The 15,668-nt window shown below is 73.1% G+C and carries 13 protein-coding genes; 6 read left to right on the top strand and 7 right to left on the bottom strand.

Translation table 11 applies throughout. The features are described from left to right. The first annotated feature begins 680 nt into the window (after positions 1–680). The 3 genes from ACFRAR_RS22370 to ACFRAR_RS22360 all read left to right on the top strand — a co-directional run bounded on the left by ACFRAR_RS22370 (position 681) and on the right by ACFRAR_RS22360 (position 2,992). Positions 681–1,190, top strand: a complete 510-nt coding sequence (locus tag ACFRAR_RS22370; RefSeq protein WP_380699889.1) for a hypothetical protein — start codon at positions 681–683, stop codon at positions 1,188–1,190. Then, a complete protein-coding gene (locus tag ACFRAR_RS22365) occupies positions 1,183–1,896 on the top strand; it encodes a class F sortase (RefSeq protein ID WP_380699888.1) in 714 nt (237 codons plus the stop codon). The genes ACFRAR_RS22370 and ACFRAR_RS22365 overlap by 8 nt, the downstream gene beginning before the upstream one ends. A gap of 139 nt (positions 1,897–2,035) precedes the next feature. Then, on the top strand, positions 2,036–2,992 hold the full coding sequence (locus ACFRAR_RS22360; RefSeq protein WP_380699923.1) for an aminoglycoside phosphotransferase family protein: 957 nt from the start codon (positions 2,036–2,038) through the stop codon (positions 2,990–2,992). A gap of 312 nt (positions 2,993–3,304) precedes the next feature. Here the strand turns inward: ACFRAR_RS22360 and ACFRAR_RS22355 are convergent, their stop codons facing one another. From ACFRAR_RS22355 to ACFRAR_RS22345, 3 genes are all read right to left on the bottom strand, one after another. Next, positions 3,305–3,787: a nuclear transport factor 2 family protein gene (locus ACFRAR_RS22355; protein WP_380699887.1), complete on the bottom strand. Its 483-nt coding sequence runs from the start codon at positions 3,785–3,787 to the stop codon at positions 3,305–3,307. Positions 3,788–4,094: 307 nt separating this feature from the next. Then, positions 4,095–4,469 (bottom strand): transglycosylase SLT domain-containing protein, encoded by a 375-nt coding sequence (locus tag ACFRAR_RS22350; RefSeq protein ID WP_380699886.1) that lies wholly within the window; start codon positions 4,467–4,469, stop codon positions 4,095–4,097. 562 nt (positions 4,470–5,031) lie between these two features. Continuing rightward, positions 5,032–6,687, bottom strand: a complete 1,656-nt coding sequence (locus ACFRAR_RS22345) for a PxKF domain-containing protein (protein ID WP_380699885.1) — start codon at positions 6,685–6,687, stop codon at positions 5,032–5,034. Positions 6,688–7,255: 568 nt separating this feature from the next. Here ACFRAR_RS22345 and ACFRAR_RS22340 point away from each other — a divergent pair. Beyond that, entirely contained in the window at positions 7,256–8,428 is a 1,173-nt protein-coding gene (locus tag ACFRAR_RS22340) for a glycine amidinotransferase (protein ID WP_380699884.1), read from the top strand. Between the two features lie 153 nt (positions 8,429–8,581). Here ACFRAR_RS22340 and ACFRAR_RS22335 read toward each other — a convergent pair whose 3' ends face one another. Together ACFRAR_RS22335 and ACFRAR_RS22330 are read right to left on the bottom strand one after the other, a co-directional pair. Beyond that, positions 8,582–9,007 (bottom strand): YjdF family protein, encoded by a 426-nt coding sequence (locus ACFRAR_RS22335; protein ID WP_380699883.1) that lies wholly within the window; start codon positions 9,005–9,007, stop codon positions 8,582–8,584. Positions 9,008–9,416: 409 nt separating this feature from the next. Next, complete coding sequence (locus ACFRAR_RS22330) at positions 9,417–10,334, bottom strand: NADP-dependent oxidoreductase (protein WP_380699922.1); 918 nt, start codon at positions 10,332–10,334, stop codon at positions 9,417–9,419. 590 nt (positions 10,335–10,924) lie between these two features. Here ACFRAR_RS22330 and ACFRAR_RS22325 point away from each other — a divergent pair. Beyond that, positions 10,925–11,629 carry a hypothetical protein gene (locus ACFRAR_RS22325; RefSeq protein ID WP_380699882.1) on the top strand — a complete coding sequence of 235 codons (705 nt, stop codon included), beginning with the start codon at positions 10,925–10,927 and terminating at the stop codon, positions 11,627–11,629. A gap of 69 nt (positions 11,630–11,698) precedes the next feature. Here ACFRAR_RS22325 and ACFRAR_RS22320 read toward each other — a convergent pair whose 3' ends face one another. Further along, complete coding sequence (locus tag ACFRAR_RS22320) at positions 11,699–12,379, bottom strand: DUF4232 domain-containing protein (RefSeq protein ID WP_380699881.1); 681 nt, start codon at positions 12,377–12,379, stop codon at positions 11,699–11,701. A gap of 1,140 nt (positions 12,380–13,519) precedes the next feature. Then, positions 13,520–13,705: a hypothetical protein gene (locus ACFRAR_RS22315; RefSeq protein WP_380699880.1), complete on the bottom strand. Its 186-nt coding sequence runs from the start codon at positions 13,703–13,705 to the stop codon at positions 13,520–13,522. Positions 13,706–14,034: 329 nt separating this feature from the next. Between ACFRAR_RS22315 and ACFRAR_RS22310 the strand changes: the two genes are divergently transcribed. Beyond that, the gene (locus ACFRAR_RS22310) at positions 14,035–15,624 is read left to right on the top strand and encodes an alpha/beta hydrolase (RefSeq protein ID WP_380699878.1); all 1,590 of its coding nucleotides are present in this window, start codon (positions 14,035–14,037) and stop codon (positions 15,622–15,624) included. Positions 15,625–15,668: the final 44 nt, after the last annotated feature.

Below are 15,668 nucleotides of genomic sequence, written 5' to 3'. Positions count from 1 at the left end.
GCGAGGTTGCCGGCGTGCCCGGTGGCGCCGAGGACGGCGGTCCGGGAAGCGCCGGGAGGCTTTGAAGAGGGCGCGCTGGAGCCTGATGTTGCGCTGACGGGGCATCCGGTAGGGCAGGTGGCCCGGCGGGAACTTCCGTTGCCACGCGGTGATCCTGTCGGTCGACGGCAGGGAGAAGCCGTAGGACGGGGAGCGCTGCGGCATCGTCACGTGCCGCGCCTTGTCGGCGGACCGCCGCCACCGCGTTCGATTCGTAGGGCCGCCCGGGTCGAGTGGCCCCGCCAGGCGAGTGCGGCCGTCAGTCGCCCGGCGGACACGCCCGGTTTGAAACGAAGATGGTTTTCATAACCATACTTTCGACCCGCTGGCCGGGAGTGCGGCGTGACGCCTTGTCAGGCGTTCTCGGCCTTCCTACGAAAGGAACCCACGTGATCGCCAAGCTCGGTATGGGGCTGGCTGGTGCTACGACTGCCGTGACACTCCTGGGTGTCGGCAGTCCGGCCCTGGCGATGCCCGCTGACGGAATGGGCCCCGCGTGTGCCAAGCACCCCACCCACTGCGGCAAGGAACCCGCCGGCGCACCGGGTGCCGGGTCATCCGCCCCGACGACGCCCCGGCCCGGGGACCAGGGAGCACCCCGGCCCGCTGACCCAGGAGTCCTCCAGCCCGGCGTCTCGGGAGTGCCCAGGCCCGCCGACCCGGGGGTCCTGCAGCCCGGCCTCTCGCAGACCCCCCGGCCCGCCGACCCCCCGGCGTTCGCGGATCCGCTGTCCGCGCTCACGACGGACCCGACGACCGCACGCCCGGGAAGCGCCCTGCGGGTCCGCACGTCGGCGCCCTGCGCGAGCGGGCCGGAGACCGCCGTCTCGCCCGCGTTCGCGGCGGCGGTCCTGCTGTCGCCCTCCAGCCCCGCCGGCGAGGCCGTCATCCTGCCGACCGTGGCTCCGGGGAGCTACCCCATCACCGCCACCTGCGGCGGCGTCACCGTCGCCGTCGGCACCGTCACCATCGCGCCCGCCACCGCCCTTCCCGCGGGCGGCGGTTGGGGTGCGGACCAGGACGATGCCGGGCCTTCCGCGGCCGTGGCCGTAGCCGCCTACAGCGTGCTCGCGCTGACCGGTGCCGCCGCCACGGTCGCCGCACTGCGACGGGTCCGTCGCCGGATCGGCCAGGGTGCGGCCAGTGCCTGATCGCCGGCCGCGCCGGGTCCGACGGGTCTGTGAAGCCCTGTCAGGCGCCCTGCTGTTCGTCGCCCTGGCCGGAGCCGCCCGGAACGCCTTCCTCGTTCCCGGGCCGGCACCGTCGATCCCGGCGCGGCCTGCCCCCCGCACACCGTCCTCCGACGTCGCCACCCCCGCCCCCACCTCCAACCCGACCTCCACCCCCACCCCCGCTCCCAGCTCCGGGGGGCGTCCCGCCGATGCCCACGCCCCGCTGCCGCCCTCCACGCCCTTGCGCGTGGGCATCGCCTCGATCAAACTCGACGCCGCGCTGCTGGCGCTGGGCAGCGACCCCAAGGGCAGCCCGGAACTCCCGCCCTACACCATGCCGGAGACGGCGGCCTGGCTGCGCGACACCCCGGCGCCGGGCGCCGTCGGGGCCGCCGTGCTGGCCGGCCACGTCGACACCCCGACCGGACCGGCGGTGTTCTGGAAGCTGTCCGCCGTCCCCGCCGGCTCGACCGTCGACATCACCCGCATCGACGGCTCCACCGCGACCTTCACGGTGGACCGGGTCAAGGCCTTCCCCCGCAGCACCTTCCCGGCCGACCTCGTCTACGCCCCCACCGCCGCCGCCGAGTTGCGCATCGTCACCTGCGGCGGCGCCTACGACCGCGCCCACCACGAGTACTCCGACAACGTGATCCTCTTCGCCCACCTCACGGGTGCGCACTGACGGCGCTCCGGGCACCCGCCGCGTGGTTCGGCCGGCGGCGCGCGGCCGGCCGGGAAAACCTCTCGACAGGCGAGTGCCCGAGCCGCTGTGATGGTCCGACTGCCCGCCGTACGGGACGGGCCCACCCCAGGAGTTGCTCCTGGCGACGGGGAGAGCCGTGGACCATCGACCCGCGATCGACGCCGCACTGGCCAGGCGCCTGGTCGACGCGCAGTTCCCGCAGTGGGCCGGGCTGCCTTTGCGACCGGTCGACCGGGCCGGTTCGGACCACGTGATCCACCGGCTGGGCGAGGAGCTGTCCGTCCGGCTGCCCCGTCATCAGGACGCCATCGGCCAGGCCGCCAAGGAGTACGAGTGGCTTCCCCGGCTCGCCCCGCACCTGCCGCTGGCCGTCCCGGTGCCGGTGGCGGTGGGCGAGCCCGGTTTCGGTTACCCCTGGCCGTGGGCGGTGTCCCGCTGGCTGGACGGCGAGGTGGCGACGGTCGAGGCCCTGGCCGACTCGCCCCGGGCGGCCGCCCGCCTGGCGGAGTTCCTCACCGCGCTCCAGGGCCTCGGGACCGAGAACGCCGGCGGCGAACTCACCGGTGAACCGTCCGGCGAGCTCACCGGTGAACCGTCCGGCGAACTCACCGGTGAACCGGCCGGCGAGCTCACCGGTGAGCCCCTGGCCGACCGGGACGGTGACACGCGGGCCGCCATCGCCGAGGTCGCGGGCGTCTTCGACGCCGCGGCGATGACGGAGCTGTGGGACGCGGCGCTGAGCGCCCCCGGATGGGACCGTCCGCCGGTGTGGTTCCACGGCGACTTCCACACCGGCAACCTGCTGACCACCGACGGCCGTCTCAGCGCGGTCATCGACTTCGGCGGGCTCGGCATCGGCGACCCGGCCTGTGACCTCACCATCGCCTTCACCCTGATGTCCGCCGGCAGCCGGGCCGCCTTCCGCGCCGCGCTCGGCGTCGACGACGCCACCTGGACCAGGGGCCGGGGCTGGGCCCTGGCCACCGGCCTGAACGCCTACACCTCCTACGCCGCCGTCGACGCCCGGGTCGCCGCGCAGACCACCCGTCAGATCACCGAGGCTCTGATCGGCTGACCGCTGACCAGCCGGTCGGCAGGACGGGCGGGGTCCACGGGGCCCGTCGGACAGGGAAATCGGGTCCGGAGGGCCGGCAGGCCGGTGTGCGATCGGGAGATGGCGAGGAGCGGACGGACCCAATCCTCCCACGAGCCGCTGACGGTGCGTCAGGTCGTTCTCGTGGACCTCGTGGACGACGCGCAGTTCGGTTCCGTCCCGATGCCGCTTCGACCGGCGCTCGACTTCGGCTGACCCTGGCCGATCACTGCGGCCCGGGCGACCTTTCGGTCGCCCGGGCCGCAGGAGTGCGTCATGAGCCGCAGGAGTGCGTCATGAGTCGTGTGGTGCATCCGGGGCGGGGAGTCGCTCGGTGTCGGCGCCGAAGGGGAGGAAGACAGTGCGGCCGGCGAGGAGCCAGGAGCCGTCGATCTTTCGGAAGGCGTCCTCGTAGTGGCCGACGTTGGCCGGGAGCCTGGGCGCGATCATTCCGCCCGTATAGCCGTCGACCCGGTACGTCGTCAGGTATGAGACGGCCCGCGCCGTCGTCTCGGACTCCACCGTGACCAGGATGTTTGTCATCAGACGACGGGACAGCCTGTCCGCCGGGCGGGAGGCGAAGTAGCGGCGCAGGGCCTCGCGTCCCTCGATGCGCCGGTCCCCGTGGGGCCAGTGCCAGAAGCCGTCCGAGGTGAACAGCTCGGCCACCGAACTCGGGTCGCCGAGGTCGAGGCGGTGGATGAAGTCCACGATGACGCGCTCGCAGGCGTGTTCCGCGAGCATTCGCTCGACCTGGGGAATGATCTTGTCGTCCATGCCCCCTTCTATCAGCACCAACGGGCTTCAGGGCAACGAGTTTTCCGCGTCAGTCCTGGCAGGGCGAGCTCTTCGCTCCCCACCCTCTCTGCGTCGGCCCTGACGAAGAGCCGCGGCCTTCGGGCGCAGGGTTCCGCCGCATGACGCTGGTGCGAACCGCAGGGGAGCGGCGGAGGCGGCGGGCGGGTGAGCTCGTCGAGGAGCCGCCGTTCCAGGGGGCTCGGGGGCGTCCCCGTTTCGGCGGCCTCACCGAGGGCCGAGCCGGCCGCCGGCGGAGTCCGCGCGGCGGGCCGTCCAGGCCTGGTTCTTAGTACCAGTGGTGGTTCTGCCAGAAGTTCCAGGCGGCGTTCGGGCTGCCGTAGCGGGTGTTCATGTAGTCCAGCGCCCACTTGATCTGGGTGGAGGGGTTGGTCTTCCAGTCCGCGCCGGCCGAGGCCATCTTGGAGGCGGGCAGCGCCTGCCCCAGGCCGTACGAGCCCGAGCTCGGGTTGGTCGCGGTGACGTTCCAGCCCGACTCGTGGGAGATGATCTGGCCGAACGAGGCCAGCTGGTCCGCCGGGACGATCTGGGCGGCGAGGGCCTGCGGGGAGGCGTCCGCGGCGGAGGCGACGGAGGGGACCGCGGCGGCACCCAGGGCGGTCAGACCGGCGGCGCCGGCGAGAATCGCGGCAGAGGTGCGCATACGGAGCTTGAAAGCGGGCATGTAGAGCAAGACCTCAATCGGGTTGGGCCGGTGCCACACCCCGTCTCGACCGTGGCCGGACAGGGGCCAGACGGTCGCGGGGTGTGCCTCGGCGGGAAGCCGTCCACCGGCGGGACAGGAGCCGGTGTGGCTGGCGACGAATGCCAAGGTGCCAGACCGGATCGGTGGCGGCCAAGACCCTCTCGCTACGATCCGCCGTCGTAGCCGACGGACCGGCTCCGATTCGAAGGAGAGCTCCCGGTCGGCGCCTCGAACCCCCCTGGCCTGCGCGAATGCCTCCCAGCTCTTGGCAAAAGGCGGGCAAAACGGGCAGTGCTAGCCGTCGTCGTCCATCGCATCCGGGTGTGAGCGCCCTCACCGCCCGGGGAGCGTCGGCATCGCCGACCGGCTCGTCTCCGTCACGCCGGGTCACCGCCGACCGGCCCTCGTTGAGGCGCCCGTCACATCCCGTCGAGCCGGGAACGGCGGACGGCGCCCGCCCCCGGGTCGGGAAGGACCCGGGGGCGGGCGCCGTCGCGTCCGAGTGGGCCGTTCCGGTCGCTCAGCTGAACCGGAACAGGGCGGTGTGGACGGTGCCGTCGTTCAGGCCGAGGGTGAACACCTGGCAGGTGCCGGCGAGGGCCCGTCCGGTCTTCCAGACATAGGTGTACGTGCCGGAGCCCGCGTCGTACCGCAGTGCGCCGTCCCCGGAGGTGGCGGTGGGCACCGGCGGGTCGAGCGGCGCGCCGGTGGCGCAGTCGACGTGCCTGGTGACCGGGTGGTCGCGGGCGATGGGCGCCGGGCCGCGGTCGCCGCCCAGGGAGAACTTGATCGGGACCGCCCGTCCGGCGTTCATCCGGTTGACGGCGGGCGGGTCGGCGACCGGCGGCCGGAAACCGCTGAAGGGGTACTCGTAGGTGTACCGGCCGGCGACGGCGGTGGCGCTGGTGCCGGCCGGAGTGGTCACCGTGACGTCGACGGTGCCGCCGGCCCCCGCGGGAACGGTCGCCCGGAGGGTGCCGTCGTTGACGACGGTGACGCCGGTCGCCGGTGTGGCGCCGAACCGGACCGCCCCGGTGCCGGCCAGGTGGGTGCCGGTGATCGTGACGGTGTCGCCGCCCGCCGCGGGTCCGTGGCCGGAGCGCACCCCGGTCACGGTGGGCGCGACGGTGGCGACGGCCAGGGCGTACGGGGAGCTCCCGGCGGTGGCGGTGCGGGAGACGGTGCCGGTGGCGGTGTCGATCACCGACAGGGTGCCCCCGCGGCTGTTGGCCACGTACACCGCGCCGCCGGCCGGGTCGGCCAGCACGCCGACCGGGACCGAGCCGACCGGGACCGAGCCGGTGACCGCGCCGGTCGCGGTGTCGATCACCGACACCGAGTTGGAGTTCTGGTTCGCCACGTAGGCGCGGGCGCCGTCCGGGGCGACCGCCACGCCCCCGGGGCCGGCCTCGACGGGGATGGTGCCGGTGACCGTGTTGGTGGCGGTGTCGATCACCGAGACGTTGCCGCTGTTGAAGTTCGCGGTGTACACCCGGGAGCCGTCGGGGGCGACCGCCACGGCGGCCGGCATCAGGGCCCGGCTGTCGACGATCGATTCGGCCAGGGTGTTGGTGGCGGTGTCGATCACCGAGACGGAGCCGCCGATGAGGTTCGCGACGTACGCGCGGGCGCCGTCGGGGGTCACGGCGATGCCGAAGGGCTGGGCGCCGACCGCCACGGTGGTGGTGACCGCCCGGGTGGCGGTGTCGATCACGTCGACGCCGCCGACCCCCGGGCTGACGTAGTGCCCGACGTAGGCGTGGGCGCCGTCCGGGGAGAAGGCGACCGGTCCGGGCAGCCGGCCGACCGTGATAGTCGAGGAGAGCGTGCCGGTGGCGGCGTCGATCACGGACACCGTGCCGCTGCCGTTGTTGACGACGTACGCCTGGGAGCCGTCCGGGGAGACCGCCACTGCCTGCGGACCGGTACCGACCGGGATGGTCGCGACGGCCGCGTTGGTCGACGGGTCGTAGGCCGTGACCGAGTTCGCGCGCGGGTTGGCGATGTAGACCAGCCGGTGCGCGGCCGTCTCGGCGGTGGCCGCGTGCGCCGACGGCGCGGGCGCGACCACGGTGAGGGCGCCGAGCAGGCCGGCCACCGAGGCGACCGCCGCCCGGTGCCGTAACCGCCGTGGACGGCCGGGCGATCCGGTCCGTCCGCTGGGGACCGCTGTCATGGTGACTCCACCTCTCTGTTCGGCGCGCATCGACCGGGGATCCGTCCCGTCGGGCGCCGGGGCCGTGGGGGTGTGGGGGGTGCAGGGGGGGTGGGTGCAGGTGCCCACGGGAAGCGTGGCCGACCGGGGCGCGTCGCACCAGGGCGCACGATGGCGGTGCCGTGTCATGCGCCGGGCGCACAACCCCGGCGCGCCGCCGCCACGGTGGCGCCGGGTGCGTCGGGCCGCCGTGACCGGGCCTCCGCGCCGGGGGGAAAGCGGCCGGCGCGCACTCGCCGGGCCGATTCGGGAAATGACCGTCCCGGTGATCGACAATTTCCCGCAATCGGCTTCCTGGCCTGCGGTTATTTCGATGGGAATGCGGTCGTATCGATCTTCGGAGTGGGCTTCGAAGTGGGGTGACGAAAGGAGTTGACAGTGTATTGACGAGGAGGATGGGGCGCCGTAGTGTCACTGATCAGTAGGGCCGGGCGGGGGCTTTGATCCGGCGGAGATCGATTTCTGTGTGCATCAGGAAACGGATTCACGTCATCCGGAAAACGCACCGCACCGGTGGGACGGAGATCGAATGCGACTCAACAGCTATGACGACTGGTCGCCGCTGCGAGAAATCGTGGTGGGGTCGGCCGAGAACTATCTGTCTCATGAACGCGACATGTCGTTCGACCTGTTCTTCTACGACCAGCTGGCGGACGACGAGAACAACTTCGACAAGATGTACTACCCGAGCGTCCGGCGCCGGACCGCCGAGGGCGACGCTCCCGAGGACGACGCTCCGGCGCGGGGACGGCACCGGATCAAGCAGCGCTACGTCGACGAGCTGGTCGAGGACGTGGAAGGCCTGGCCGAGGTGCTGCGCCAGCTGTCCGTCACCGTCCTGCGGCCCCAGACGATGCGTGCGGACCAGCGGATCAGGACCCTGGCCTGGGAGGCCGACGCCATCCCGCCACTGAACATCCGCGACAACGCCCTCGTCCTGGGCGACGAGATCATCGAGACGCCGCCGCAGGTGCGGGCGCGCTACCACGAGAACCAGTTCCTGGCCGAGATCTTCGGCGACTACTTCGACGACGGCGCCCGGTGGACGGTGATGCCGCGGCCGCTGATGACGGACCGGTCGTTCGACCGCTCGTACGCCGCCGGCTCACCCGGCGGGCCCGCCGAGTACATCGACGACCCCCGGCCGTCGGCCTACGACGTCGGCCTGGAGATGATGTTCGACGGCGCGCAGTGCCTGCGGCTCGGCGGCGACATCATGGTCAACATCGCCACCGCCAACCACGAACTCGCCGTCCGCTGGCTGGAGCGGCACCTCGCGGGACGGTTCCGCATCCACCGGGTGCACAACCTCGCCGACAACCACATCGACAGCAAGGTGATCGCGCTGCGGCCCGGACTGCTGCTGGTGCGGAACCAGGCGGTGGCCGACATGCTGCCGCCGCAGCTCCAGAAGTGGGACATGATCATGGCGCCGCCGCCGGACGCGAACAACTTCCCCGCCTACGACGACGGCGAACTGATCCTCACCAGCAAGTACATCGACATGAACGTGCTCTCCGTGTCGCCCGACACCGTGCTGGTGAACGAGGCCTGCCCCGAGCTGATCAAGACGCTGGAAGCGGCCCGCTTCACCGTCGTCCCGGTGCGGCACCGCCACCGGCGGCTCTTCGGCGGCGGCTTCCACTGCTTCACCCTCGACACCGTGCGCGAGGGTTCGGAGCCCGAGTTCTACCTGGACTGACGTGGGCGGGCACCTCCGCGGCCGACTCGTCGAGATCCACGATCCGCTCCGTGCGAGGGATCCCGGCCCGACCCGGCTACCGCCTCACACCGACTTCTGCCGGCCCCTCTCCCGTTCCGACGACCGCGCCGGAACGGGAGAGGGGCCGCCGGGCTATCGCCCGCGGTGCCGTTCCTTGGCCTGCCGCCGGGCCGACGCCCGCCGCTCGTGTGCGGCCTCGGCCGCCCGGCGCTTGGCCGCGGCGCGGTTGAGGTGGCCGGACTCCTCGTGCGCCCGGGCCAGCGCCGCCTCGGCGGCGGTGCTCAGCGGCCGGGTCGCCTGCTCCTTCGCGGCCTGCCGGGCGAGCCGCTTGGGGCTGACCGGTCGCCGCCGCGCCCGCCGTTCGACGGCCACTTCGGGTGAGGCGAGCGCGGCGTCGAGCAGCCCGTCGAAGTCCCGGCGGACGAACTCCAGCAACTCCGCGTTGCCGGGCTCGGTGCCGAAGACATGACGTGCCGCGCGGACCCCTCCGGGGCCCGCGACCTCCAGCACCCCGACCCAGAACCGGTCGTCGTGGAACACGCTGAACGTGCTCGGCATGGTGCGTCCTCCCATGGTTGTTTCGCCACGCCCCGCGCACGATCGCGCGGGGGAAGGAACGCACCGGACACCCTGGGAGGGAGGTTACTGACCGTCAGCCGGGGCCGACGGCGCCCGGACTACCGACCGGGCTGTGATTTCGTGCGCTCCGGCCGGGATGCTACCGGGACTCGCCGCTCGGTCCCACAGGTTTTTCCCGAGGGCCCATGGCGGGAAGACGGCATCCGGCGGAGGGGTCAGCTCGCGAAGCTCCAGAACGCGATGAGCGGGCCGGCACCGGCGATGAGGCAGACCAGGACGGCCGCCGCCCACGCCGGGAGATCAGCCGGACGACGGCGGTGAGGCTGTCGAGGCCCGGCAGGATCCGCCGACCCGCCCCGGGCGGCGCAGGGGCGGGCGGGGCTCCGGATCAGACCTTGATGACGATCTTCCCCTGGGTATGGCCCTCCTGGTTCAGCGCGAAGGCCTCGGCGAGGCCCGACAGGGGGAACGTCGCCGCGACGTCCACCGTCAGCCGGCCCGCGGCCGCGAGCCGGCCGAGCTCCGCGAGTTCCTCGCCGGACGGGCGGACCCAGATCCACTGGCCGCCCGCGCCGAGCACGGTGTCGTCGGCGATGGAGGCGTGCCGCCCGCCCTCGGCGAGGACCGCCAGCGTGACGTCGAGGACACCGCCGACGCAGTCCGCGACGACGGAGACCCCGTCCGGGGCCAGCGCCCGGACCCGGTCGGTCAGCCCCTCCCCGTACGCGACGGGCTCACAGCCCAGCTCGCGCAGCCGCGCGTGGTTGCGCGGGGAGGCGGTACCGATGACGCGTGCTCCGAGCTCCCGGGCGATCTGGACGGCGAAGGAGCCCACGCCACCGGCCGCGCCGTGCACCAGGACGGTGTCACCGGGGCCGGTGCCGAGGCGGGTGACGAGCTGGCCGGCGGTCAGGCCGGCCAGCGGCAGGGCGGCGGCCTGCTCCCAGCCCAGCGAGGCGGGCTTGGCGGCCAGGGAGCGGACGGGCACCTTGACGTACTCCGCGAACGTGCCGCCGTGCACGTAGTCCTGGCGGGCGTACGCCATCACCTCGTCGCCGACCGCGAACTCGGGAACGTCGATGCCGACCCGCTCGACGGTGCCGGCGACGTCCCACCCCGGCACCACGGGGAACACGACGTCCATCAGGCCGTCCAGCCCGCCCGCCATGAGCTTCCAGTCGACCGGGTTGACCGCGGCGTACCGGACCTTGACGAGCACCTCGCCGGGCGCGACCTTCGGCAGCGGGAGCCGGGTCTCCTTCAGCACCTCCGTCCCGCCGTAGGTCTCGTAGGCCATCGCCCGCATCGTGTCCTCGGACATCCTCGTCACCTCTCGTCAGACGGTTCGTATCGGCTCCATCCCATCACGGGAGTCCCGGTCGCGACCCGTCGTCGGCCGGCTGCGGAGCGGTCCCGGCGCTCCCGCGAACACCGGACGGAGCGACGGCGTGTCGCAGGCGCCGCCACCCGGTGGGCCCGGTGGCCGCCCTCCACGCCGGAGCGGAAGACACCCCCGCGGCGGCCCCGGGCGGCGCACCGGGCTCGCGGCGAATCCGTTCGCGGGGCGGTCCCCCGGCCGCGTACGGTCTGCGCATGACGAGGACCACGCCGGCCAGGCCGGTGTCCGTGGAGGCAGTCTTCCCGGAACTGGCCCCCTACCGGGCCCGGACGACCCGGTTGCACCCCAGGCCCGGACGGCCCGGCAGGCACGACAGCCACATCGGCGGGCCGATGCTGTGGCCGGAGGACGAACCATGGCCGCTCTGCCACGAGCCGCACCGGAGTGAGAGCGAGGGGTACTCGCCGGAGGACATCCGCCGTGCCCGGGCCGCGGGTGCCTGGCCGTCGAGCCGGCCGTGGCCCCGCCGGGCAGGCGCGGAAGGAACGGACGGTCCGGTGCCTCCGGTGCCCTTCGTGGGGCTGGCGCAGTTCTTCCGCCGCGACATCCCGGGCCTCGCCTGCGGGCCCGACGGCGCCGATCTGGTGCAGCTCTTCCGCTGCCCCTTCACTCACGGCCCGTACCTGGAACGCCGCTACCACCTGCGGTGGCGACAGGCCGGGCGGACGGAGCACGCGGCCCGCTTCCTCGCCGACCCGCCCCACGTGCCCCTGCTCCGGTGGGAGGACGAACTCCCCGAGCCGTGTGTCCTGCATCCGGAAGAGGTGGACACGTATCCGTGGGCGGAGGGCGACACGCTGCCCGCCTCGCTGATCGCGCGCATCGACGCCTGGGACGACGCCCGGGCGGCGGAACACGGCCCCGACGCCCCCAACTACCAGGACGACCTGTCGATCCCTCCCGGCTGGCGCGTCGGCGGATTCCCCGGCTGGGCGTCGACGGGTCCGCTGGCCGTCGACTGCGCCTCCTGCGCGGCCCCCATGCGGCTGCTGCTGACGGCCGGGGGCGACGAGATGGACGCGGGCACGCACAGCTGGATGCCCCTGGAGGACCGGGACCCGACGCTGAGCGGGAAGGCGTCGATCCGGGGCGGCCGATCCGTCGCCGAGCCCACCCGGCTCCGCTTCGGCCGGGACCGGGACCTGCACGTCTTCACGTGCCCGACCGACCCCGGGCACCCGCCCCGGTGGGTGCTCGCCTGAAGGTCGTCGCCGGAGCCCGGCTCACTTTCCTGGCGGGCCGGGCGGCCGCCACTGGGCGGGCGCAGGCGGTCAGTTGCCCTGGCCCGCGCTGCCCATGGGGCCGAACTTGACGGGGGAGCCGGGGGTGTTCGTGGCGGGCAGGGAGGCCGCGCCCGGCCAGGGGAGGGTGACCGTCTTGTTGTCGTCCGGCGGGGTCACCCGGAGGCCGGTGATGCGGACGCCGGAGCCGCCGGACTTGTTCTCCGGGTAGGTGATGCCGAAGAAGGTGGACTTTCCGTTCTTGAGGACGCCCGGGACGACCGGTTCGCCGGACTGGTCCGCGGTGAGCGGGCCCGCGGTGGTGTTCAGGTCGACCTTCGCGTAGCCGGCGATCGAGCAGTCGTGGCCGCTGTGGTTCTTCAGCTCGACCACGACGGTGCGCTCGCGGTCGCCGTCGATGGTGCGGTCCGCGGCCGTGATCGTCAGGTCGGCGGTCTGGCACTTGCCGCTCTTGTCGGCGGCGGGGGAGGTTCCCGCGGAGGTGGGCTTCTTGCCGTCCGGGGTCGGCGTGGTGGCCGAACCGCCCGTCGTGGACGGGGCGGTGGCCCCGGTGGTCGCAGTCGTCGCGGCCGGCGTGGACGGGACGGTGGTGGCGGTCGGTGCGGACGTCGGCTTGGCTTGGTCGGTGGTGGCGTCGTCGTTCTGGCAGGCCGTGAGGGAGAGGCCGGCGGCGAGGGCTATGGCGGCGAAAGTGATCTTTTGGGCGCGCATCGTGTTGTCCTCGGGTTCGGGTGGCGATCGCCAGGTGCGGGAGGGTGTTTCCGGTGAGCAGGACTGCCCGGTCGGCCGGGCCGTTCCGTTCAACCGGCCTCCAGGACAGGGCTGTTACACATGAGGCGCCGGACAGGGCGCCCGACGCCGCCGGCTCCGCCCCGGTCGGCCGGGCGGGACGGGGGTTTCCGGCCCCCCGGAGGCCCCCGCTCGCGAGGGCGTGCGCTGGGACGGATCCGTGACCCGGCGGAGCTTGACCGCGAACAGTCCCGTCGTGGGATGTGACCTTGCCTTCGCCGCGCCACCGAGAAGATCCCTCTCCTCGCCACCGTCCTCCGGGGACTCTCGCAACGGGCCCAGGACTGATGACGTTTCGGCCGCGCGAGAGGTCGACGATCGCTGATGTGTGACGGAGGGTCAGGCAGGGATGGCCGGAGGGCGGTCACCCTCGGATCTGATGCCGGCGATGCCGGCGGGTCTCCCGGGGGTCCTACCAACGTTGGTAGGACCTAGGAACGTTCCTATGGTGGTGCCTCCAGGGGGCCTCGCAGCCTACTAGACCAGTAGGCTGCGAAGGTCCGTGTCGCGTGACGCGGGCTACCGTGGGACCAATTGGTCCCACGGCCTCGGGGGTGACCGTCTCGGACTGTAGGTCGCCGGGCCGGGTGGGCGGGGCCGTGAAAAGTTTTAACAGTCGAGGGAAGTTCGGTTGCCCGTCGACTCCCTCACATGAGGGGTTGGACGATTCCGGAGCCGTGCGCGGTCGAGTCCCGGCCTGGCCCCCGTCGTGATGAAAGTGCGATTTCATCGACGATGCGCGGCATGCTCGATGTTTGCTACCGGGGCTTTGTGGTGGGTAGAGTTCAATGGTCGTCACGAAGTTCGACGCTTTCGGGTCGCCGTCAAGGGGCTTGAAGGAGGCTCGGACCCATTTGCTGGAGCTCATCAGCTGCGGGATCGCTTTTGATCGAAAATGCAAAAAAGTGATCTCGAATCAGACTCCGACGCTCAGGAGTCGGAAAACGGTGAAGGCCCGTCCGGCCCCCTCGCGCGAAGGTTGTCCGGACGGGCTGGGCAGGCCGCGCGAGCGCGGCTGATCCACCGGCGGCGCGGCAGGGGTGCCACCCTGTCGCGCCGTGCCTAATCGCTGCCGAAAGCCTTGGTCAGGGCCGTCAGCAGCCTCAGGCACTCGATGAACAGCCTGCGGTTCTCCGTGCGACGTCCCGTGTCCTCCGGCTCGGTGGCCTCGTCGGACTCGTCGTTTCCCGCCGCGTTGCGCGGGGGCGACTCGTCGTCCTCACTGGGCCTTTTCCTCCGTTTGGGCATGGGGCGTGCTCCTCCCTATCGATTCGCCCGAACTGATGTCGGGCGCCGGGCGAACCCAGAACATGGGGTGGAGCCCAGGGAACTCCCTGGAGGGCGCTGCGAATGCGATCCTAACGGCGCGTCAGCTGCATTGACAAACCCGCAGCGGGAGGCGGGGCGAATCATATTGCCGCGAAATTGACAAAAGCGATCCGCGGAAATCACGCCAGGCGGTGGAAGTCGCTGTCAGCGGCGTGACGGTGGCCGGACAGCGGCCTGGCGGTGTGCTGACAGCGCTCGGCGGAAGACTCGGTGACGCCCGATCAGGAGATCGACGAAGAGAGCCGCCCATGCCCCGACCCCGCCTCGCCGCCGCATTCCGCGTCGCGGCCGCCACGGCCGCCGCGCTGCTGCTCGCCGGCCTGACCCCCGCTGTCGCGGCCGCCGCGCCCTCCCCGCCCGTGCCGAGACCGGACTGGAAGCAGCCCTGCGCGGACCCGCACTTCCAGTGCGACACCGTCGCCGTCCCGTTGGACTACCGCGACCCGCGGGGGCGGTCGATCCGGCTGTCCGTCATCCGCCGTCCCGCCGGGGACCGGGCGCACCGGATCGGCTCGCTGTTCTTCAACCCGGGCGGCCCCGCCGTACCCGGGACCGCGGCCCTGCCCGCCGTGTACGGCCTGCTCCCCGAGCAGGTGCGCGAGCGGTTCGACATCGTCAGCTTCGACCCGCGCGGCATCGGCGCCTCCACCACGCTCGACTGCTTCCCGGACCCGGCCGCCGAGCAGAGCCTGCTCGGCCGGCTCCCGGCGGGCTTCCCGGTCGGCGCGGAGCAGCGGTCGGTCTGGGCCGACACCTACGCGCGCCTGGGCCGCCAGTGCGCAGACCGTGACCGGACCGGCCTGATGGCCCACCTGTCCACCGCCGACGTCGCGCGCGACATGGACGTGCTGCGCCAGGCCGTCGGCGACGAGCGGCTCGGCTACCTCGGCACGTCGTACGGGACGCTGCTGGGCGCCACGTACGCCAACCTGTTCCCCGGCCGGGTCCGCGCGATGGTCCTGGACAGCGCCCTCGACCCGGTCGCCTGGTCCACCGGCCGCGGGCCGCGTGGCCGGGAGCTGCCCCCGTTCCTGCGCACCGGCAGCGACCTCGCCTCGGCCCGCGCGCTCGACGCCTTCCTCGACCGCTGCGGCGCCGCCGGCCCCGAGGCCTGCGCCTTCTCGGCGGGCGACGCGGAGGCGACCCGCGCCAAGTTCGACCGGCTGCTCGACCGGCTGCGCCGGGGGCCGGTCACGGTCGGCGCGTCTCCGTGGGCGGTGACCCACGACTACGCCTCCGCCGTGTCCGCCGTGGCATCGAAGCTGTACGCGGCGGCGCCGGTACCGGGTGTCCCCGACACCGGTTGGGCCGCGCTGGGCGGGTGGCTGCAGCAGCTGTGGACCGCCTCCGACACGCCGTCGGCCCCGCCGCCGACCGGTGGCCTGCCGGGGCAGGCGCAGGTCCTCGGCGTGCTGTGCGCCGACGCCGTGAACCCGCCCGCCGGCGCCGACTACGGGGCGCTGGCGGACCTCGCCGGAGCGCGCTCCGGTGCCGTCGGCCCGTCCTGGGTGTGGCAGACCCAGCGCTGCGCGGCCTGGCCGTCCGAGGCCGCCCGGGACCGCTACGACGGCCCCTGGGACCGTCCCACCTCCGCACCCGTCCTGGTCGTCGCCGACACCGGCGACCCGGCCTGGCCCTACGAAGGCTCCCGGGCGATGGCCGACTCCCTCGCCCGCGGCCGGCTGCTGACCGTCGACGGCTACGGGCACACCGTCCTCGGCAACCCGAGCGCCTGCGCCGCCGGTTACGAGGAGCGCTACCTGGTGGACGGCGAACTGCCGCCGCGCGGGAAGGTCTGCGCCCCGGACCACCAACCGTTCGAGCCGCGGGGCGCGTAGCGTCCGCGACACGGCCCCCGCACCGGACCGGGACACCGGTCCGG

Source organism: Kitasatospora sp. NPDC056651, from assembly GCF_042792155.1.
GTDB lineage: Bacteria > Actinomycetota > Actinomycetes > Streptomycetales > Streptomycetaceae > Kitasatospora.
The sequence above is the reverse complement of the archived record's forward strand: the minus strand, read 5'-3'. Positions and strand labels throughout refer to the sequence as shown.

Bases quoted from the DNA above. Each gene is read 5' to 3' on its own strand.
- ACFRAR_RS22355 (WP_380699887.1), bottom strand. From the start codon at position 3,787: ATGGACGACAAGATCATTCCCCAGGTCGAGCGAATGCTCGCGGAACAC.
- ACFRAR_RS22350 (WP_380699886.1), bottom strand. From the start codon at position 4,469: ATGCGCACCTCTGCCGCGATTCTCGCCGGCGCCGCCGGTCTGACCGCC.
- ACFRAR_RS22345 (WP_380699885.1), bottom strand. From the start codon at position 6,687: ATGACAGCGGTCCCCAGCGGACGGACCGGATCGCCCGGCCGTCCACGG.
- ACFRAR_RS22340 (WP_380699884.1), top strand. From the start codon at position 7,256: ATGCGACTCAACAGCTATGACGACTGGTCGCCGCTGCGAGAAATCGTG.
- ACFRAR_RS22335 (WP_380699883.1), bottom strand. From the start codon at position 9,007: ATGCCGAGCACGTTCAGCGTGTTCCACGACGACCGGTTCTGGGTCGGG.
- ACFRAR_RS22330 (WP_380699922.1), bottom strand. From the start codon at position 10,334: ATGCGGGCGATGGCCTACGAGACCTACGGCGGGACGGAGGTGCTGAAG.
- ACFRAR_RS22320 (WP_380699881.1), bottom strand. From the start codon at position 12,379: ATGCGCGCCCAAAAGATCACTTTCGCCGCCATAGCCCTCGCCGCCGGC.
- ACFRAR_RS22315 (WP_380699880.1), bottom strand. From the start codon at position 13,705: ATGCCCAAACGGAGGAAAAGGCCCAGTGAGGACGACGAGTCGCCCCCG.
- ACFRAR_RS22310 (WP_380699878.1), top strand. From the start codon at position 14,035: ATGCCCCGACCCCGCCTCGCCGCCGCATTCCGCGTCGCGGCCGCCACG.